The sequence below is a fragment of the Streptosporangium minutum genome (genome assembly GCF_002149035.1).
Taxonomy (GTDB): domain Bacteria; phylum Actinomycetota; class Actinomycetes; order Streptosporangiales; family Streptosporangiaceae; genus Streptosporangium; species Streptosporangium minutum.
On record NZ_NGFP01000215.1, the window covers coordinates 1 to 16,158 of the forward strand.

The following is a 16,158-nucleotide window of genomic DNA, read 5'->3' on the forward strand; positions in this document are numbered from 1 at the left end:
GTGCGGAGGGGGCGTTCGGTGTGGAGAGCGGCGGGGCGGCGGCCGTGCCGCAGGATCCGGCGGGAAGGCGGAGCCGTAGGCCCACGAACGGCGCGGTGACGCCGTTGTTGCGGTAGAGCACCGACGCGGCCCACTGGTTGGCGACCGCGAAGTCCAGCCGCCCGTCGCCGTCCACGTCACCGACGGCGAAGGACCGGCTGACCGTGTCACCGCCGACCCCCGCCCGCCGGGCCACGTCCACGTAACGACCGCCGGGGCCCCGGACGAAGAAGCTGTTGGTGCCGCCGCCCGACAGGCCGTCGTCCGCGTCCCCGTCCCCGGTCCCTGCTCCGGTCCCTGTGTCCGTCCCCGGCGTCGGCTCGGACGGGAGCGGGGCGCCGGAGACCGCCTCCCTGGGCGGCACCCGCCGGCCGCTCGTTCCCCGGACGGACCCGGTCGCGTGCATGATCTCGTCGGTGCCGTCGTTGTCGAAGTCGGCGGCCTTGACGTCCCAGGACCATCCGGTACGGCTCAGTCCCAGGTCCTCGCCGTGGTCGTCGTAGGGGGCGTGGCCCTCGTGGAGCCCGCCCGGCCGGGAGACGAAGGCGAAGTCGCTCTCGTACGCCCCGGGGTCCTCGGTGATGTTGCTGACCAGGATGTCCGGCGTGCCGTCGGTGTTGAGGTCGGTGAAGCCGACCCCCATGCTCTTGAAGGAGTCCTGGCCGACGACGTTGGACCGGGGCGTGCTCAGGTGCCTGGTTCCCCGTGCCTCCCGGAACCTGATCCTCCCGGGTACCGACTCGTTGACCAGCAGCTCGTCCGGCCCGAAGTCGTTGGCCACATACAGGTCGGGCCGGCCGTCGCCGTCCAGGTCCTGGGYGCCCAGCGCGAGCGTCCACCCCCTGGCCCCGGTCCCGGCCCCGTCGAACACCCCCGCCGCCTCGGTGAACCGCGCGGGCCCCGTCGCCCGGTAGAGACGGTTGACGCCCCCGTCGCCGGCGGCGGACGGCGAGCCGGGCATCGCGACGCCGGCGTGGTCCGCGGTGTCGTCCAGCACTCGGGCGCCGTCCGGGAAGTAGTTGCCGAAGACCAGGTCGAGGCGGCCGTCGCCGTCGAAGTCACCGGCCGTGGCGGCGCCGGTGTTCCAGATCTCCGGCTCCGGGGTCAGGTCGCGGTGGCGGAAGGCCGCGCCGGACGGCGGGGCGCCGGGGACCCGTATGAACAGCGAGGGGGAGCGGCCCCAGTAGTAGACGACCAGGTCCTGCCAGCCGTCCTGGTCGAGGTCGGCGGGCAGGCACCCCGTCGGAGCCTCGTACGGCCTGCGCGCCGGCGCATCCAGTGTGAACGGCCGGTAGTGCCGTGGCGTGCCCGGCGCGGGGCTCACGGTCACCGTGTCATGGCGCGGGTCGACCAGGCACACGTCGTCGGAGACGACCGCGTTGTCGGCGTCGAACAGCGCGATGCCCGCGCCCGTCGAGGACACCCAGGCCCGGATGTCCCGGTAGGCCGGTGCGACCGGCCGGAGGTTCCGATCACCCGGCTGGTCGGCCGGGCCGAGGGGGCTGGCGGTGAAGGAGAAGCCCGGGGCGGCCTCCGCCGCGGAGGTGTCGGGCAGCCCGGTCAGCCTCCAGCCGGCGGTGCAGGCCGTCAGTGCCAGAGCCCCCGCCGCATACTTGCGAATCCCCGATGTCGCTTTCACGGCTCCCCCGAGCTGTGGTCAAGAGTCGCGGTTGCGCCGCGCCCAGGCCTTCCTGATCCCCGCCCGCCAGACCTGGTAGTGGTCGCCGCTGTGGGCGTTGTGCCCCAGGGCGACGAGCGCGGTGTCGGTCCAGCCGCCCGCCTCGTCGACCTCCACCCCGCACAGCGCGGGCGTGGCGGCGACCGTGTGCTCGGGCACGATTCCGGAGATCAGCCGGGCGGCGCACGCGAAGGCGCTGCCCTGCACGAGGTGGGCGCGGAAGCCGTCCTCGGCCGCGGCCGCGCTCAGCCGTTCCAGTTCGGTGGCGCTCGCCCCGCCGGTGTAGGTGGCGGCCAGGCCCACGCCGCTCCACAGGTCGGCGCGGCGGCCCGGGGGGAACTCGGCGATGCGGAGGATGACGTCGTCCACACCCGCGCACTCGTGGAACCAGAGCATCCGGCCCAGCCCCTGATCGAAGATCGCCCGCCGGGTCCGGTCCATCAGGCCCGCCGAGCGCTGCCGCCCGACCGTCCGGTCGGTGGCGAAGAAGCCCTGGTGGAAGCCGAAGCCGTCGAACGCCAGCCAGCGCAGCAGCGGGTGGACCGAGCGGATGCCCCACATCGGCCGCATGCGCAGCCGGGCGTACGCCCAGCCGGCGCCCATGTGGATCATGTGCGGATAGCGCATGCCCTGCCCGCTGAGCAGGTCCCTGAGCCGTCGGCCGCCGGTGATCGTCAGCACGTCGAGGGTGGTGCAGGCCATGCCGGCGCCCTCGTAGGCGAACCCGCGCAGCTCCTCGTGGATGTCGTCGATCCGCCCGGTCTCACCCGCGATCACCGCGTTGAAGCCCGTCAGGAACGACTGGCTCGCGGTCTCCAGCCGCTCCCGGGCCGGGCCCAGCCGGAACCGGCGCGGTCCGAAGTCGACCTGCGCGAGATCCTTCCAGAACAGGCCCGGCAGCCCCCGGGGCCTGGTCAGCTCCAGTTCGGCCGGGTCCACCGGGTCCACCGGTGCCGTGGTGACCACCTGCGCCGCCGGCGCCGTCGCGACCACCTGCGCCGCCGGCGCCGTCGCGACCACCTGCGCCGCCGGCGCTGTGGCGACCACCGCGTCCATCGGGGCCGTCTGGGCCGTCAGGTCCATCGGGGGATCCACCGGGTCCACCGGGTCCACCGGGTCCACCGGGTCCACCGGGTCCGCCGAGGCGGGGGCGGCCGGCTCCGGTGTGCCGCCGGGGACCTTCTCCGTCGCCGTGACCTGCCCGGCCTCCGCCTTCTCCGTGCCGGTGGTTGCCCGGCCTCCGCTGTCGCCCGTGCCGGTGGCTGCCCGGGTCCCGCTGTCGCCCGTGCCGGTGGTTGTCCGGGTTCCGCTGTCGCCCGTGCCGGGGACCCTTCCCGCGCCGGGGATCTTCCAGGCTCCGGTCCTGTCACGCCCGGGGACCTGTTCCGCGCCGTCCTTCTCCGCGCCGACGACCCGCTCCGCGTCGGAGCTCCTCCCGGATCCGGCCGTCTCCGCGGCGGAGGCCCGCTCCACGCCGGGGGGCCGCTCCACGCCGGGGGGCCGCTCCGCGTCGGGGATCTGCTCCGCGTCGGCCCTACCGGCTCCGTCGCTCTGAGCCACTACTCGGGTGCCCTCCGCATTGCTCACAGGCCTGAACGTAGTAAGTCGCATTCTGGCCTTCAAGCACTGCGTTTCGGATTCCTGGCAAAGAAAGCGCTATCGGCCCGGCACACAACCTTGGTGTGATGAGCCCTGAACTGTGTTGATCCTGGTTGGCCGAGACCTCTATGGAGCACACGTACACCGATCGGTGTACGTGCGGGTTTCCGCAGCCTGCGTCGTCCCCGGTGACGACCCACGGGGCGGAGTGGCGGCGGCCTGCGGGTCAGGCCCGTGAACCGGCGTGGCTGCAGCCGCAGTCCGTCGTGGGGCGATCCGTCACGTATCTGCCCGCGTCCCGGAAGACGCCCGAGGCGGCTGTGTGCTCGGTCAGCGCGTCGGCGGCGAGCACCACGGCGGCCGCGGTGTAGGCGGAGCGCTCGTGCGGGAACCACTTCTCGTTCACGAACTGCCAGCCGGTCCAGTAGGAGCCGTCCTCGTGCCGCAGGTGCTGCATGTCGGCGAAGAGCTTCAGCGCCCGGTCCCGGTCGCCCACGGCGTCCAGGGTGAGCACCAGCTCGCACGACTCGGCGCCGGTCACCCACGGCTGGTCGGAGACGCAGCGGATGCCGAGGCCCGGCTCCACGAACGTGTCCCACTCCTCGGCCAGCCGCGCCCGGGCCGCCGGACCGCGTACCGCGCCGCCGAGGATCGGGTAGTACCAGTCCATCGAGAAGCGGCTCTTGTCGGCGAACGCCTCGGGGTGGGCGGCGAGCACGTGGCCGAGCTGGTCGGCCGCGAGCTCCCAGTCGGGCTGCGGATCGCCCAGTTGCTCGCCCAGCAGCACGCCGCTGCGCAGCCCCTGGTAGATGGAGGCGCAGCCGGTCAGCAGGGCGTACCGGGCGGGTCTGCCGTCGGCCGCCCGCTCCCAGACGATCTCGCCCCGGGTGGTCTGCAGCTCCACCACGAAGTCCAGCGCCGACCGGACGACCGGCCACATCTCGCGGGCGAAGTCCTCGTCCCCGGTGACCAGCAGCTCGTGCCAGACGCCGACCGCGACGTAGGCGGCGTGGTTGGACTCCCCGCCCTGCTCGACCGCCCTGCCCCCGACCAGCTTCATCGGCCAGGAGCCGTCGGCCCGCTGGGTGCGGACCAGCCAGTCATAGCCTCTGCGGACCGGCCCGGTCAGCCCGGCCACGCTCATCGCCATCAGGCATTCGACGTGGTTCCAGGCGTCCACGTGTCCCTCGGGCCACGGGATGCCGCCGTCGGAGTCCTGCACGCGGGCGATGCTCTGGGCGGTCTGGACGACCTGCTCCCACCTCAACTGGTCGCTCACCGCTCCTCATCCGCCCCGGTGCCCGCCCCGTCCCCCGGTGGGCCGGTGCGCTCCCAGTAGATCATGCAGGTTTCCGGACGTAGAGAACGACGCTCTTGCCGATGAGCGGGTTGAGCACCGCCTCGGCGATCCGGGTCGCGGCCGGGCGCTTCATGATGTCCCAGACCAGGATCTCGTGGTAGGCCTTGGCCAGCGGGTGGTCGTCATTGTTGACGCCGACCGCGCACTTGATCCACCAGTACGGCGCGTGCAGGCCGTGGGCGTGGTGGTGCGGGCCGATCTCCATGCCGACCGACTTCAGCTTGGCGCTCAGCTCGGCCAGCGTGTAGATGCGGACATGCCCGCCGGGGGCGGTGTGGTAGGCCTCGTCCAGCGCCCAGCAGATCCGCTCCGGCAGGAAGCTCGGCACGGTGATGGCCGCCCGGCCGCCCGGCTTGAGCACCCGGAAGATCTCCCGCATCGCGGCCATGTCGTCGGGGATGTGCTCCAGCACCTCGGCCGCGATCACCCGGTCGAAGGTCGCGTCCTCGAACGGCATCTTGAGCGCGTCGCCGGTCACGGTCTCGGCCGTCGCGCCCGGGGGCACCTCACCGGCCTTGTCCATCGCGGCGAACATGCTCGCCACGCCCTCCAGCTCCTCGGCGTCCATGTCGAAGGCCACAACGTCGGCGCCCCGGCGCAGCACCTCAAAAGCGTGCCGTCCGCCGCCGCAGCCCAGGTCCAGAACTCGGGTTCCGGGCCCCACGGGCAACCGGCCGAAGTCGACAGTCAGCACTCGCCGCTCCTCTTGAGCCTTTTGAGATGAATCGGGTTGAGGTCGATCACTTCGCGCGGCGGGCCTGGATGGCCTCGTGGTAGGCCTCCACGGTCCGCTGGGCGACGACGTTCCAGGTGTAGCGCTCCATGACCCGCTCGTAGCCCTTCCTGCCCACCTCGGCCCGCTCCTCGGGGGAGTCGTGCAGGCGGCGCAGGACGGCGGCCAGCTCCTCGGGGTCGCCGGGGGCCACCTGGACGGCCGCGTCGCCGACCACCTCGGGCAGTGCGCCGGTACGGCTGGCGACCAGCGGGGTGCCGCAGGCCATGTGCTCGACGGCCGGCAGCGAGAAGCCCTCGTAGAGCGAGGGCACGACCGAGATCTCCGAGGTGGCGATCAGCTCGCCCAGCGCGGTGTCGGAGATGCCGTGCACGAACGTCACCCGGTCGTGCAGGGAGAGCTCGGCGACCAGCTTCTCCGTCGGGCCGCCGGGGGTGGGCTTGCTGACCACGGTCAGGTTCACGTCCCGTTCGGTGGCGAGCTTCGCCACCGCCCGCAGCAGCGTCGAGACGCCCTTCATCGGCGAGTCGGCGCTGGCCACCGCGACGATCGAGCCCGGCCGCCTGGGCGTCTCCGGGCGCGGGTGGAAGTAGCGGGTGTCCACGCCGAGCGGGATGAGCCGTATGTTGGCCTGGGGCACGTTGAAGTCGCGGTGGATGTCGGCGAGGGAGGACTCGCTGACGGTCAGGATCGGGTTCAGCCTGGGCGCGACCTTGGCCTGCATCCGGACGAAGCCGTACCACCTTCTGAGCGAGAGCTTCTTGCGCAGCGGCGCGGCCTTCAGCTCGATCCGCCGGTCCACGCTGATCGGGTGGTGGATGGTGCCGACCACGGGGAACAGCTTCTGGATGCCGAGCAGGCCGTAGCCGAGCGTCTGGTTGTCCTGCACCACGTCGAAGTCGCCGACGCGCTTCTTCAGCTCGCGGTGCGCCCGGAGGGTGAAGGTCAGCGGCTCGGGGAATCCGGCGGTCCACATGGTCGCGACCTCAAGGCAGTCGATCCAGTCGCGATACTCATGCGGCTTGGGGGTGCGGAAGGGATCCTCGTCGCGATACAGGTCCAGGCTGGGGACCTTGTTGAGGATGACGCCCTCGTCGAGCTCTGGGTACGGCTGGCCGGAGAAGACTTCGACGTGATGCCCGAGGGCGACCAGCTCGCGGCTGAGATGACGCAGGTAGACGCCCTGGCCACCACAGGTCGGCTTGCTGCGGTAGGACAGCAGCGCGATCCGCAGTGAGTCCGCACCTGGCACGGCAACCCCTTCCTCACCCTGTCCGGAAGGGGACAGGTACCGTGAAAGATGACCTTAGTACTCGGACCCTACCATTCGGTAGCTCTCTTGGACCCAGTGTGGAATTGTTCCTAGAACATGTCGCACTGGGTCCGAACTGCGGCGTTACCTGGACCGAGCAAGATTCGGTGAAACGTGTTCTAGGCATGCTCCGACCGACATGGTGCCCAGTGATGGGCATGACGGTACATTCGCCAATCAGTGGTACAAGGTCCGCTCGACGAACAAGGAGGACGCGTTGGCCAGGCGCGCGCTGATCACCGGTATCACCGGGCAGGACGGTTCCTATCTGGCCGAGTGCCTGCTGAGCGAGGGGTACGAGGTGTGGGGCCTGGCCCGGGGGCAGGCCAACCCGCGCGTCTCCCGGGTGCGCAAGCTCCTGCAGGACGTCCAGCTCGTCCGGGGCGACCTGCTCGACCAGGGGTCGCTGATCTCCGCCGTGGAGAAGGTCCAGCCGGACGAGGTCTACAACCTGGGCGCCATCTCGTTCGTGCCGATGTCGTGGGAGCAGGCCGAGCTCACGGCCGAGGTCACGGGCATGGGCGTGCTGCGCATGCTGGAGGCCATCCGGGTCTGCTCGGGCATCTCGTCCTCGCGTACGGCCGCCGGATCCGGTCAGATCCGCTTCTACCAGGCTTCGTCGTCGGAGATGTTCGGCCAGGTCCGTGAGACCCCGCAGACCGAGATCACCCCCTTCCACCCCCGCTCGCCGTACGGCGTGGCCAAGGCTTACGGCCACTTCCTGACCCAGAACTACCGCGAGTCCTACGGTATGTACGCGGTGTCGGGAATCCTGTTCAACCACGAGTCCCCGCGCCGGGGCGCCGAGTTCGTCACCCGCAAGGTGACCCTCGGCGTGGCCAGGATCAAGCTCGGTCTGGCCTCCGAGCTCCGCCTGGGCAATCTGGAGGCCCGCCGCGACTGGGGCTACGCGGGCGACTACGTCCGGGCGATGCACCTGATGCTCCAGGCGGACGCGCCGGAGGACTACGTGATCGGCACCGGCCGCACCCACAGCGTCCGCGAGCTGGTGGAGGCCGCCTTCACCGCCGCCGGGCTCGACTGGGAGCGGCACGTGGTCGGCGACCAGTCCCTGCACCGCCCCGCCGAGGTGGACCTGCTCTGCGCCGACCCGAAGAAGGCCCGCGTCGAGCTCGGCTGGGAACCCTCGGTCTCCTTCGAGGAGCTCGTCGCGATGATGGTCGAGTCCGACGTCAAGCTCCTGTCCGACGGCGGCGACCCCGACCAGGACTCCTCCTGGCCCTGATCCTCGGCTCCGTGATCGTCCCTCTCCGGAGGATGATCACCCCTCTCCCGTTTCACTGCTCTGCGTAACGGAAATGCAGCAGTGAGTAACGGAGGGGAGGTGTTTCGCGCGCCTCCCCCGACTGAGAGGCGGAACGGCCATGACCGAACAGCTGACACAGATTCCCATCACCATCGACGCCGAGTATGCGGACGACGCGGTCGCCGCTGGGACATACCGCCTGTACTGGTACGGGAAGGGTCTGAAGAAGACCCGCGAGGAGGCGCGTGCCTTCGCCGCCTCCCGTGGGGAGGGGCACCAGCTGGCCGACCTCCCCTCCGACGTGTGGCGCACCAGCGCCGCCACGTACCTCGACGGCCCGGCGTGGATCTACTCCTGGAAGGGTGACAACTACGGCGACGGCAACGTCGTGCTCCACCCCAACGGGTCGATCGGCACCCTGGAGGACGGCGACCAGCCGCTTCCCTTCCTCATCAGCTACGTGGGGTGACGGCCCCGGCCCGGCGGCGCCGTACCTCCCGGGTTCCCGGGTGAGACGGGTGCGTGAGGCCGCCGGGACCGGCCGGCGTGAGCCGGTCCGCGCGTGACGGCGCCCCGGCCCCTCAGCGAGGGGCCGGGGCGCCGTGGTGTGCGCGGCCTGCCCCTGAGGTGCTCGCCGACGGCCCCGGCCGGTCCTCTCGCGGCCGGCGAGTGATCATGACGAGGGTGCCCAGCGGGAGCCGGGAGAGCGCGCGCAGCGCGGCGGCCGGGACGCGCACGCAGCCGTAGCTCACCTCACGGCCGAAGACCCCCCTGTCCGGCCAGCCGTGCAGGGCGATCGTCGCGGGGCCGCCGGCGAAGGTCCTGAGAGTGCCCGAGTGCGCGCCGAGCGCGAGGAACAGCGGGCTGTAGGTCGGGTGCTCCGGGGACACGGAGGCGAGCAGGAACGTCCGCCCCGCCGGGGTGGGCGTCCGGTCGGTGCCGACGGCCACCGCCCAGGACCCCGTCCTGTGGCCGGCGTCGGACAGCCTGAGCCTGCGGGCGGCCAGATCGACCTGGACCCGATGGGTGCTGCGGGCGGTCCGTACCCCGCCGGCGCCGGTGTGGATCCAGCCCGTGGACCGGTTCGGCCGGCTCGGCAGTAGTATCCGCGCCCATCCCGGCAGCGTCCGCACCACCGGCACCCAGGTCGGGTTCCCCAGTTGCACGGGAGGCAGGACCGCCACCGGCGGCCCACCCGGACGGGAATAGACCACCTGTCTCCCTTTTGGGTGGACGATGACCCCGCTCGTCGTTCCGAATGGGCGGGAATCCCGTGGCGCCCGGCGTAATGTCGCATATGTCGTGGCAATTGGTAATTTCGCCATTCGGGCCGGCGATACGGGGGCCGGCTTTATCTCCTCCGGCGGGGTGGCAGGCGACGGCGCGGCGGGTGAGGCGGCTGGTGGCGCGGTGGGCGGCGGGTCGTCGGTCCCGCAGGAGGAGCTCACGGCCAGGACGGCCAGAACTGCCAGTACGGCCGCACCCGAGGCTCCGGCGGCCAGGCGGACGGCCGTGCGGGAGCCGTTCCCCTCACGCACGGGCTCTGTCCAACAAGGAATAGCGCATATTCGGATTTCCCGGTTTTGTGACCCTCGGTTATATCGATGATGTCGGCCGATATGACGTCACATTACGTGACGACGAGAGGCGTATCCGTCTCCGGGCGTGACGGCGAGAGGCGTGTCCGTCTCCGGGCGTGACGGCGAGAGGCGTGTCCGTCTCCCGGGGACCGGCGTGGCCGGACCGCGCTCGCGCCCGGGGACGGAACCGCGCCCTCGGCTGGACGGACGCGCCCGACGGAGCCCGGCGTGCCCGGGGACGGGGCGGAGGCCGGGTCGCCGTGAGGGCGGGTTAACGCTTTGACAGCGAACGAGGAGGAGGGCACGATGGAAGCGTTCCGAGACGAGACGTCTCGTTTTGAAAATGGTCGCAATCAGAAGGAGACCGCATGCCCCGGCGCGCGCACATAGCCATGGTCAGCATCCCCGCCCCCGGCCACGTCAACCCCAGCCTTGAGGTGATCAGGGAGCTGGCGGCCCGGGGCCACCGGGTGACCTACGCCAACGACCCGTCCTTCGCCGAGGTGATCGAGGGGGCCGGGGCCGAGCCCGTGCCGTACGCCTCGACGCTGCCCATGAACGATCCCGAGGGCTGGCCGGAGGACACGATCGCCCAGCTCGACGTCTTCCTCAACGACTCGGTCTCCATGCTGCCGCAGCTCCGCGACGCCTACGGCGACGACCGGCCCGACCTGTTCCTCTACGACATCGCCGGCTACTCCGCGCGGGTCCTCGCCGAGAACTGGGGCATCCCGGCGATGCAGCTCTCACCGTCCTATGTGGCGTGGGAGGGCTACAAGGAGGACACGGCGCCGATGGTCGAGGAGCTGAAGAAGGCTCCGGGCGGGGCCGAGCACTACCGGCGGTTCGACCAGTGGCTGGTGGACAACGGCATCACCGGGACCGACTCCCAGGCGTTCGTCGGCTATCCAGAACGGGCGCTCGCGCTCATCCCGAGGATGATGCAGCCCAACGCCGACCGGGTCGACCCGGCGCGGATCACCTTCACCGGGCCGTGCCTGGGCGCCCGCGCCCACCAGGAGGCCTGGACCCGGCCCGAGGGCGCGGAGAAGGTGCTGCTGGTCTCCCTGGGGTCCGCCTTCACCAACCTGCCCGGCTTCTACCGCTCCTGCCTGGCCGCCTTCGGCGACCTGCCCGGCTGGCACGTCGTGCTCCAGATCGGCAAGCTCGTCGACCCCGCCGAGCTCGGTGAGATCCCCGCCAACGTGGAGGTGCACAGCTGGGTGTCGCAGCTGTCGATCCTGGAGCAGGCCGACGCGTTCGTCACCCATGCGGGCATGGGCGGCACCCAGGAGGGCCTGTACTGCGGTGTCCCGATGATCGCGATCCCGCAGGGCGCCGACCAGTTCGACAACGCCGACAAGATCGTGGAGCTGGGAGCCGGCCGCCGGATCGACACCGCGCAGGCCACCCCCGAGGCGCTGCGGGCGGCCCTGCTCGAACTCACCTCCGACCCGGAGGTCGCGCTGCGGCTGGAGAAGATCAGCGCCGAGGTCCGCGCCGAGGGCGGCACCGCCCGCGCGGCCGACCTCGTCGAGCGACTGCTGGAGACAGCCACGCCGACACGGGCGTCGTAGGGGGACAGCCCACATAAGCCCGGAACCCACATCGAGATGATCTCGGAGTAGGAAGTGGTCCAACGGTCTCGTCGCGCCCTGTCTCGGGGACCAGGGTTGGCGGGCGAGAGACTGCACCGCTCTGCGGGACGTCACCTTTGCATGTCAGACTTACCCGCCAAATCAGTGATTTCAACCGGCTTGGCGTGTTCAGGGTGACTCGGGGTCGGAGAGGGAGGGTCGGTGGAGCTGCGCGATATTGAGATCTTCCTGACTCTTGCCGAGGAGCTGCACTTCGGCCGCACAGCGGAGCGGCTGCACGTCTCGGTGGCGGCGGTCAGCAAGGCGCTCAAGAAGCAGGAACGGATCATCGGCGTCGAGCTTTTCGCCCGTGACAGTCGTAATGTCCGGCTCACGCCGGTGGGTGAGCAGCTCCGCGATGACCTGCGCCAGCTGCACCAGGGGTTGACGCAGAGCCTGGAGCGGGCTCGGCTGGCCGCCCGGGGCAAGACCGGCACGCTTCGGGTCAGCCTGTATCCCGCCAACGTCCAGGAGTTGCGCCGGTACTGGGAGACCTTCCGTTCCCGCCACCCGCAGTGGGAACTGCGCCTGCGGATGTCGGGTTATGCGGATCCGTTCGCCCAGTTGCGCAACGGGGAGGCCGACATCCTGGTCACCTGGCTACCCGTGGAGGAGCCCGACCTGACCGTGGGCCCCCTGCTCTTCGCCGAGCCGAGAGTGCTGGCCGTGGCTGCCGACAACGCCCTCGCCAAGAGGTCCACGGTCTCCCTGGAGGCGGTCAGCGACTATCGGCACGTGGCCGTCGAGCAGGTGCCTGACTACTGGTTCGACCACTACATTCCGGAGCTCACTTCAAAGGGCCGGTCGATCGAACGTACGAACCTCGTGGACAACATCGAGGACATCTTCATGCATACGGCCATCGGGGATGTGGTCTCGCTCTTCCCGGTCCACGTGTCCAGGTATTATCCGCGCCCCGACATCGTCTATCTGCCTGTCACGGACATGGAGGCGCTGTCGTACGTGCTGGTGTGGCGCAGCGATGCGGAGAACGACAGGATCCGCGCCTTCGCCCGCGTGGTGCGTGAGCTGGGACCGCTGCCCGGCTGAGACCGTCAACCGCGGGTTGACGACCGTTGCGACAGTCGCCGTTGTTCCGCTGCACTGCCCGGCGTGATGCTTGATGCGTCCAAAGAACACGCCTGGTGGGAGGTAAGTGGCGATATGTCCTTGTGTGGTGCTGTGGCGTGAACATCATCTCTTCCGCGGTATCGCTGACCGTCGCCGACCCGGCCGCTTCCAGCCGGTTCTTCGCCAGTCATCTGGGCTTCCGCGAGATCCTGGCCGGCGAGAGGTTCATCGCCCTGGGCCGTGACGACGTGGCCGTCGACCTGGTCCTGACGGAGCGCGACCCCGAACGGTGGCAACCGGGACAGGGACTGGCAGACGCGGTCGTGGTGTTCACGGTCACCGATCTCGCCGCCGAGTACGAGCGGCTGCGCCGCGAAGGCGCCACCATCACCATCCCGCTCCGGCGGGAGCCATGGGGTGAGCTGATGATGCAGCTCACCGACCCCAACGGTGTCGCGATCCAGCTCACCGAGTGGATCTCCCCGATCACGAGCTGACGCCGGACCGGCCATCTGGTCGTGTCAGCGGCGGCGTCAGGACGCCGACAGCCCCGTATCAGAGCCGTCGCCGATGCTGGATGCCATGAGCGGTTCGGCGATGGCGACCCGACCCGGCCCGATACCTCGGGCGCCGGCAGGACCGCATTCCATCATCGGTCCGTTCAAGTGAATTTTCTCATTGGTTCCAAGGAGCATGCCATCATGTCTGTCACCCTTTCCGAGCAGGACGAACTCACCCTGCGGACCGCCGCCTGGGGCGCCGTCTCGTTGATGTCCGCCGCCGGTGCCGCCGGCTCGGCCCACAAGGTCGCCACCGAGGGCTCCATCGCCCTGACCTCCGCGACCGGCCTGGTCGGGCACGTACTGGCCAAGGCGCCCAAGGGCCTGAACGGCAAGACCGTCGCCGCACTCGCCGACCAGGTGCTGCCCGCACTGACGGAAGCCATGAGCCTGCTCCAGCGGCAGGTTCCGGCCGAGGTCGACAACTTCCGCCGCACCGTCCTCGTCGCCATCGAGGCGGCCACCCGGCCCCAGCAGGGCGCCACCAGCCCCACCATGGCGGAGATGGCCCGCAAGATCACCGGAGCCCTCGACGCCGCCGCCGACCAGGACCGCCCGGAGCTGCAGAAAATCATCCAGGAGATGGTCGATTCCGGTTTCGTCGGGGTGACGCTGCGCGTACACGATGAGAGGGGCGAGTGGGTCGGCAGCGCCGGGGCGGGCGAGTTCGGCGGGACCGAACAGCCGCCGGTGGACGGGCATTTCCGTATCGGCAGCAACACCAAGACCTTCACCGCGACCGCAGTGCTGCAGTTGGTGGCGGAGGGCAGGCTCGGGCTGGACGACGCGGTGGCCGGCTACCTGCCCGAGTTCGGGCTGGACGAGCGGATCACGGTACGGATGCTGCTGCAGCACACCAGCGGGGTGTTCAACTTCACCGGCGACTACTACCCCGAGTTCGTGCCCGGGGTCGTCTTTCAGGGCAAGGAGTGGGTGGAGGGCCGGTTCCGCACCTACCGGCCCGAAGAGCTGGTACGGCTGGCGCTGTCCAAGCCGGCGAGGTTCGAGCCGGGCACCGACTGGAGCTACGCCAACACCAACTACGTGCTGGCCCGGCTGCTGATCGAGAAGGTCACCGGCCGCTCCCTCGGCCAGGAGATGCAGCGGCTGATCCTGGGACCGCTCGGCCTGACCGGCACCGTGGTGCCGGACACTTCCCTCGACATTCCCGAGCCGCACGCCCACGCCTACTACCGGTATGAGGAGGACGGCCAGGAGAAGGTGGTCGACGTCACCCGCCAGAACCCGTCCTGGATCTCCACCGGCGGTGACATGATCTCCACCACCCGCGACCTGGCCACGTTCATCTCCGCGCTGGTGGGCGGCAGGCTGCTGCCGGCCGAGCTGCTGGCCGAGATGTGCACGCCGGAATCGAAGGCCGGCTACGGCCTGGGGGTGTTCGTGCAGGACGTGCCGGGCGGCGGAAAGGTCATCACCCACAACGGCGGCATCACGGGGCACGCCGGACTGATGTACAGCACGCCCGACGGCCGCACGACCCTGACCGCCTCGCTGAACTACGTGGACGACACCGACATGTCCATGGGCGGGTCGTTCCAGCAGGCGACGCAGAGGCTCGTCCAGGAGGTGTTCGGCGGCGGGCAGGCCGCAGGCTGACGCGAAGGATGCCGAGCGCCCACCTGGGCCCGTCCCGATGGTCAGAGTCGCTCGGCGAGCTCCTCGCCTGAGCGCGACACCAGGGACGAGTATGTGGGCTGACTCCCTCGTAGAGCGATCGCCTGCCGGGAAGCGTGCCGGCCAAGGATGATTCGACGGCGCTCTCCCGAGTGCGGTGTGGTAGGCCGTCGTCGGCTTCCCGGTAGGGGCCACCACCGCGTCAAGGCCCGGAGAACGACGGCCGCGAGGAGTCGGGGGCGACAGGCGAGAAGATCGCGGTCGCCTTCGAGCCGCGGACGACGCCGACCAGGACCACTGGACCGAAGGGCTTCTGCTGCGGCAGGCTGGCGACTGTCGTCATTTCTTGGATCAAGGACGGCCCCGGCCGTCCGCCCACGGGGTCAGGGAGACGAGGTGCGCGGTGTCCGGTCCCGGTCCGCCGGCCGCGGGTGATCCCGAGCGGATCGGCGACTACCGGCTGACCGGGGTGCTGGGCGACGGCGGCCAGGGCGTGGTCCACCTCGGCCGTGATCCATCGGGCCGCCAGGTCGCGGTCAAGCTGCTGCACGTCCGGATGGCGGCCGACCCCAAGGTGCGCGAGCGGTTCATGCGCGAGGCGGAGGTCACCCGCCGGGTCGCGGCGTTCTGCGCCGCCCAGGTCCTGGACATGGGGATCACCGGCGACCGCCCCTACCTGGTCAGTGAGTACATCCCGGGGCCCTCCCTGAAGGAGCTGGTCACCGGCGACGGGCCGCGGACCGGCAGTGGCCTGGACCGGCTCGCGGTCGCCACCCTGACGGCTCTGGCCGCGATCCACCGGGCCGGAATCGTCCACCGCGACTTCAAACCCGACAATGTGATCATGGGGCCGGAGGGGCCCGTGGTCATCGACTTCGGCATCGCCCGCGTGCTGGACGGCACCACCACGTCATCGGGACTGGTGGGCACCCCCGCCTACCTGTCGCCGGAGCAGCTCGACGGCCACCAGGCCGGTACGGCGTCGGATGTGTTCAGCTGGGCCGCCACCATGGTGTTCGCCGCCACCGGGCATCGGGCGTTCCCCGGCGACGTCGCGGCGGCGGTGATGAACGCCGTCTCCAACCGCGAACCCGACCTCACCGGAGTTCCCGAGCGGCTGCGCCCGCTGCTGGCCGCCTGCCTGGCCAAAGACCCCGCCGCCCGGCCTGCCGTCAGCAGCCTGCTCGCCGCCCTCACCCACGAAGAGACCGTCACCACCCACGAAGAGACCGCCCTCACCCGCGAAGAGACCGGCACCGCGGATCACCGGCCGCGCGCCCCGCTCCCGCCGCCTCCGGGGTCCCGCGCCCCGAGTTCTCCTGCCGTGCCTCCGGGGTCCCGCGCTACGAGTTCTCCTGTCGTGCCTCCGGCGTCCCCTGCCCCGAGCCCTTCCGCCACGCCTCCGGCGTCCCGCGCCCCGAGTTCTTCTGCCGTGCCTCCGGCGTCCCTTGCCCCGAGCCCTCCTGTCACGCCCTCGGCGTCCCATGCACCGCACCGTCCCGCCCGGCGTCGCCTCCTCGCCGCCGGGGCGGTCGTCACCGTCCTCATCCTGGTCGCCGTGGCCTTCCAGCTGTGGCAGCCGGAGCTCCCCGGGACCTCCGCCCCGTCGCCCACGGGCCTCTCCGGATCTTCCGCCCCGCCGTCCACGGCTCCCTCCGGAACCTCCGCTCCCTCGTCATCTCCCACA

At 70.7% G+C, this 16,158-nt stretch carries 13 protein-coding genes and 1 pseudogene; 7 read left to right on the forward strand and 7 right to left on the reverse strand.

From position 1 onward, the window contains the following. The 5 genes and pseudogenes from CA984_RS33565 to CA984_RS33585 all read right to left on the reverse strand — a co-directional run. A partial coding sequence (locus CA984_RS33565; RefSeq protein ID WP_086577459.1) for an FG-GAP repeat domain-containing protein occupies nucleotides 1–1,678 on the reverse strand: 1,678 nt, incomplete at its 3' end. Between the two features lie 18 nt (nucleotides 1,679–1,696). Next, entirely contained in the window at nucleotides 1,697–3,304 is a 1,608-nt protein-coding gene (locus CA984_RS33570; protein WP_133061853.1) for a DUF1702 family protein, read from the reverse strand. Between the two features lie 238 nt (nucleotides 3,305–3,542). Then, on the reverse strand, nucleotides 3,543–4,595 hold the full coding sequence (locus tag CA984_RS33575) for a prenyltransferase/squalene oxidase repeat-containing protein (protein WP_086577461.1): 1,053 nt from the start codon (nucleotides 4,593–4,595) through the stop codon (nucleotides 3,543–3,545). A gap of 61 nt (nucleotides 4,596–4,656) precedes the next feature. Beyond that, nucleotides 4,657–5,382: pseudogene (locus tag CA984_RS33580) on the reverse strand (class I SAM-dependent methyltransferase); the annotation flags it as partial. A 34-nt stretch (nucleotides 5,383–5,416) separates the two neighbouring features. Continuing rightward, on the reverse strand, nucleotides 5,417–6,661 hold the full coding sequence (locus CA984_RS33585; protein WP_086577463.1) for a glycosyltransferase family 4 protein: 1,245 nt from the start codon (nucleotides 6,659–6,661) through the stop codon (nucleotides 5,417–5,419). Between the two features lie 277 nt (nucleotides 6,662–6,938). Here CA984_RS33585 and CA984_RS33590 point away from each other — a divergent pair, with 277 nt between their 5' ends. Continuing rightward, nucleotides 6,939–7,967 carry a GDP-mannose 4,6-dehydratase gene (locus CA984_RS33590; RefSeq protein ID WP_086577464.1) on the forward strand — a complete coding sequence of 343 codons (1,029 nt, stop codon included), beginning with the start codon at nucleotides 6,939–6,941 and terminating at the stop codon, nucleotides 7,965–7,967. 139 nt (nucleotides 7,968–8,106) lie between these two features. Beyond that, nucleotides 8,107–8,457 (forward strand): hypothetical protein, encoded by a 351-nt coding sequence (locus CA984_RS33595; RefSeq protein WP_086577465.1) that lies wholly within the window; start codon nucleotides 8,107–8,109, stop codon nucleotides 8,455–8,457. A gap of 112 nt (nucleotides 8,458–8,569) precedes the next feature. Here the strand turns inward: CA984_RS33595 and CA984_RS48350 are convergent, their stop codons facing one another. Further along, entirely contained in the window at nucleotides 8,570–9,154 is a 585-nt protein-coding gene (locus CA984_RS48350) for a L,D-transpeptidase (RefSeq protein WP_242676317.1), read from the reverse strand. Nucleotides 9,155–9,936: 782 nt separating this feature from the next. Here CA984_RS48350 and CA984_RS33605 point away from each other — a divergent pair. From CA984_RS33605 to CA984_RS33620, 4 genes are all read left to right on the forward strand, one after another. Then, nucleotides 9,937–11,145 (forward strand): macrolide family glycosyltransferase, encoded by a 1,209-nt coding sequence (locus CA984_RS33605; RefSeq protein WP_086577466.1) that lies wholly within the window; start codon nucleotides 9,937–9,939, stop codon nucleotides 11,143–11,145. 222 nt (nucleotides 11,146–11,367) lie between these two features. Continuing rightward, a complete protein-coding gene (locus CA984_RS33610) occupies nucleotides 11,368–12,255 on the forward strand; it encodes a LysR family transcriptional regulator (RefSeq protein WP_086577467.1) in 888 nt (295 codons plus the stop codon). A gap of 137 nt (nucleotides 12,256–12,392) precedes the next feature. Continuing rightward, nucleotides 12,393–12,773: a VOC family protein gene (locus tag CA984_RS33615; protein ID WP_086577468.1), complete on the forward strand. Its 381-nt coding sequence runs from the start codon at nucleotides 12,393–12,395 to the stop codon at nucleotides 12,771–12,773. A 204-nt stretch (nucleotides 12,774–12,977) separates the two neighbouring features. Next, a complete protein-coding gene (locus tag CA984_RS33620) occupies nucleotides 12,978–14,453 on the forward strand; it encodes a serine hydrolase domain-containing protein (RefSeq protein ID WP_242676318.1) in 1,476 nt (491 codons plus the stop codon). Between the two features lie 220 nt (nucleotides 14,454–14,673). On the opposite strand, the gene CA984_RS46590 is transcribed toward CA984_RS33620, so the two are convergent. Continuing rightward, on the reverse strand, nucleotides 14,674–14,814 hold the full coding sequence (locus CA984_RS46590) for a hypothetical protein (protein WP_165781510.1): 141 nt from the start codon (nucleotides 14,812–14,814) through the stop codon (nucleotides 14,674–14,676). A 60-nt stretch (nucleotides 14,815–14,874) separates the two neighbouring features. Between CA984_RS46590 and CA984_RS33625 the strand changes: the two genes are divergently transcribed. Further along, nucleotides 14,875–16,158, forward strand: a 1,284-nt coding sequence (locus tag CA984_RS33625) for a serine/threonine-protein kinase (protein ID WP_086577469.1), incomplete at its 3' end; no start/stop codon positions are given.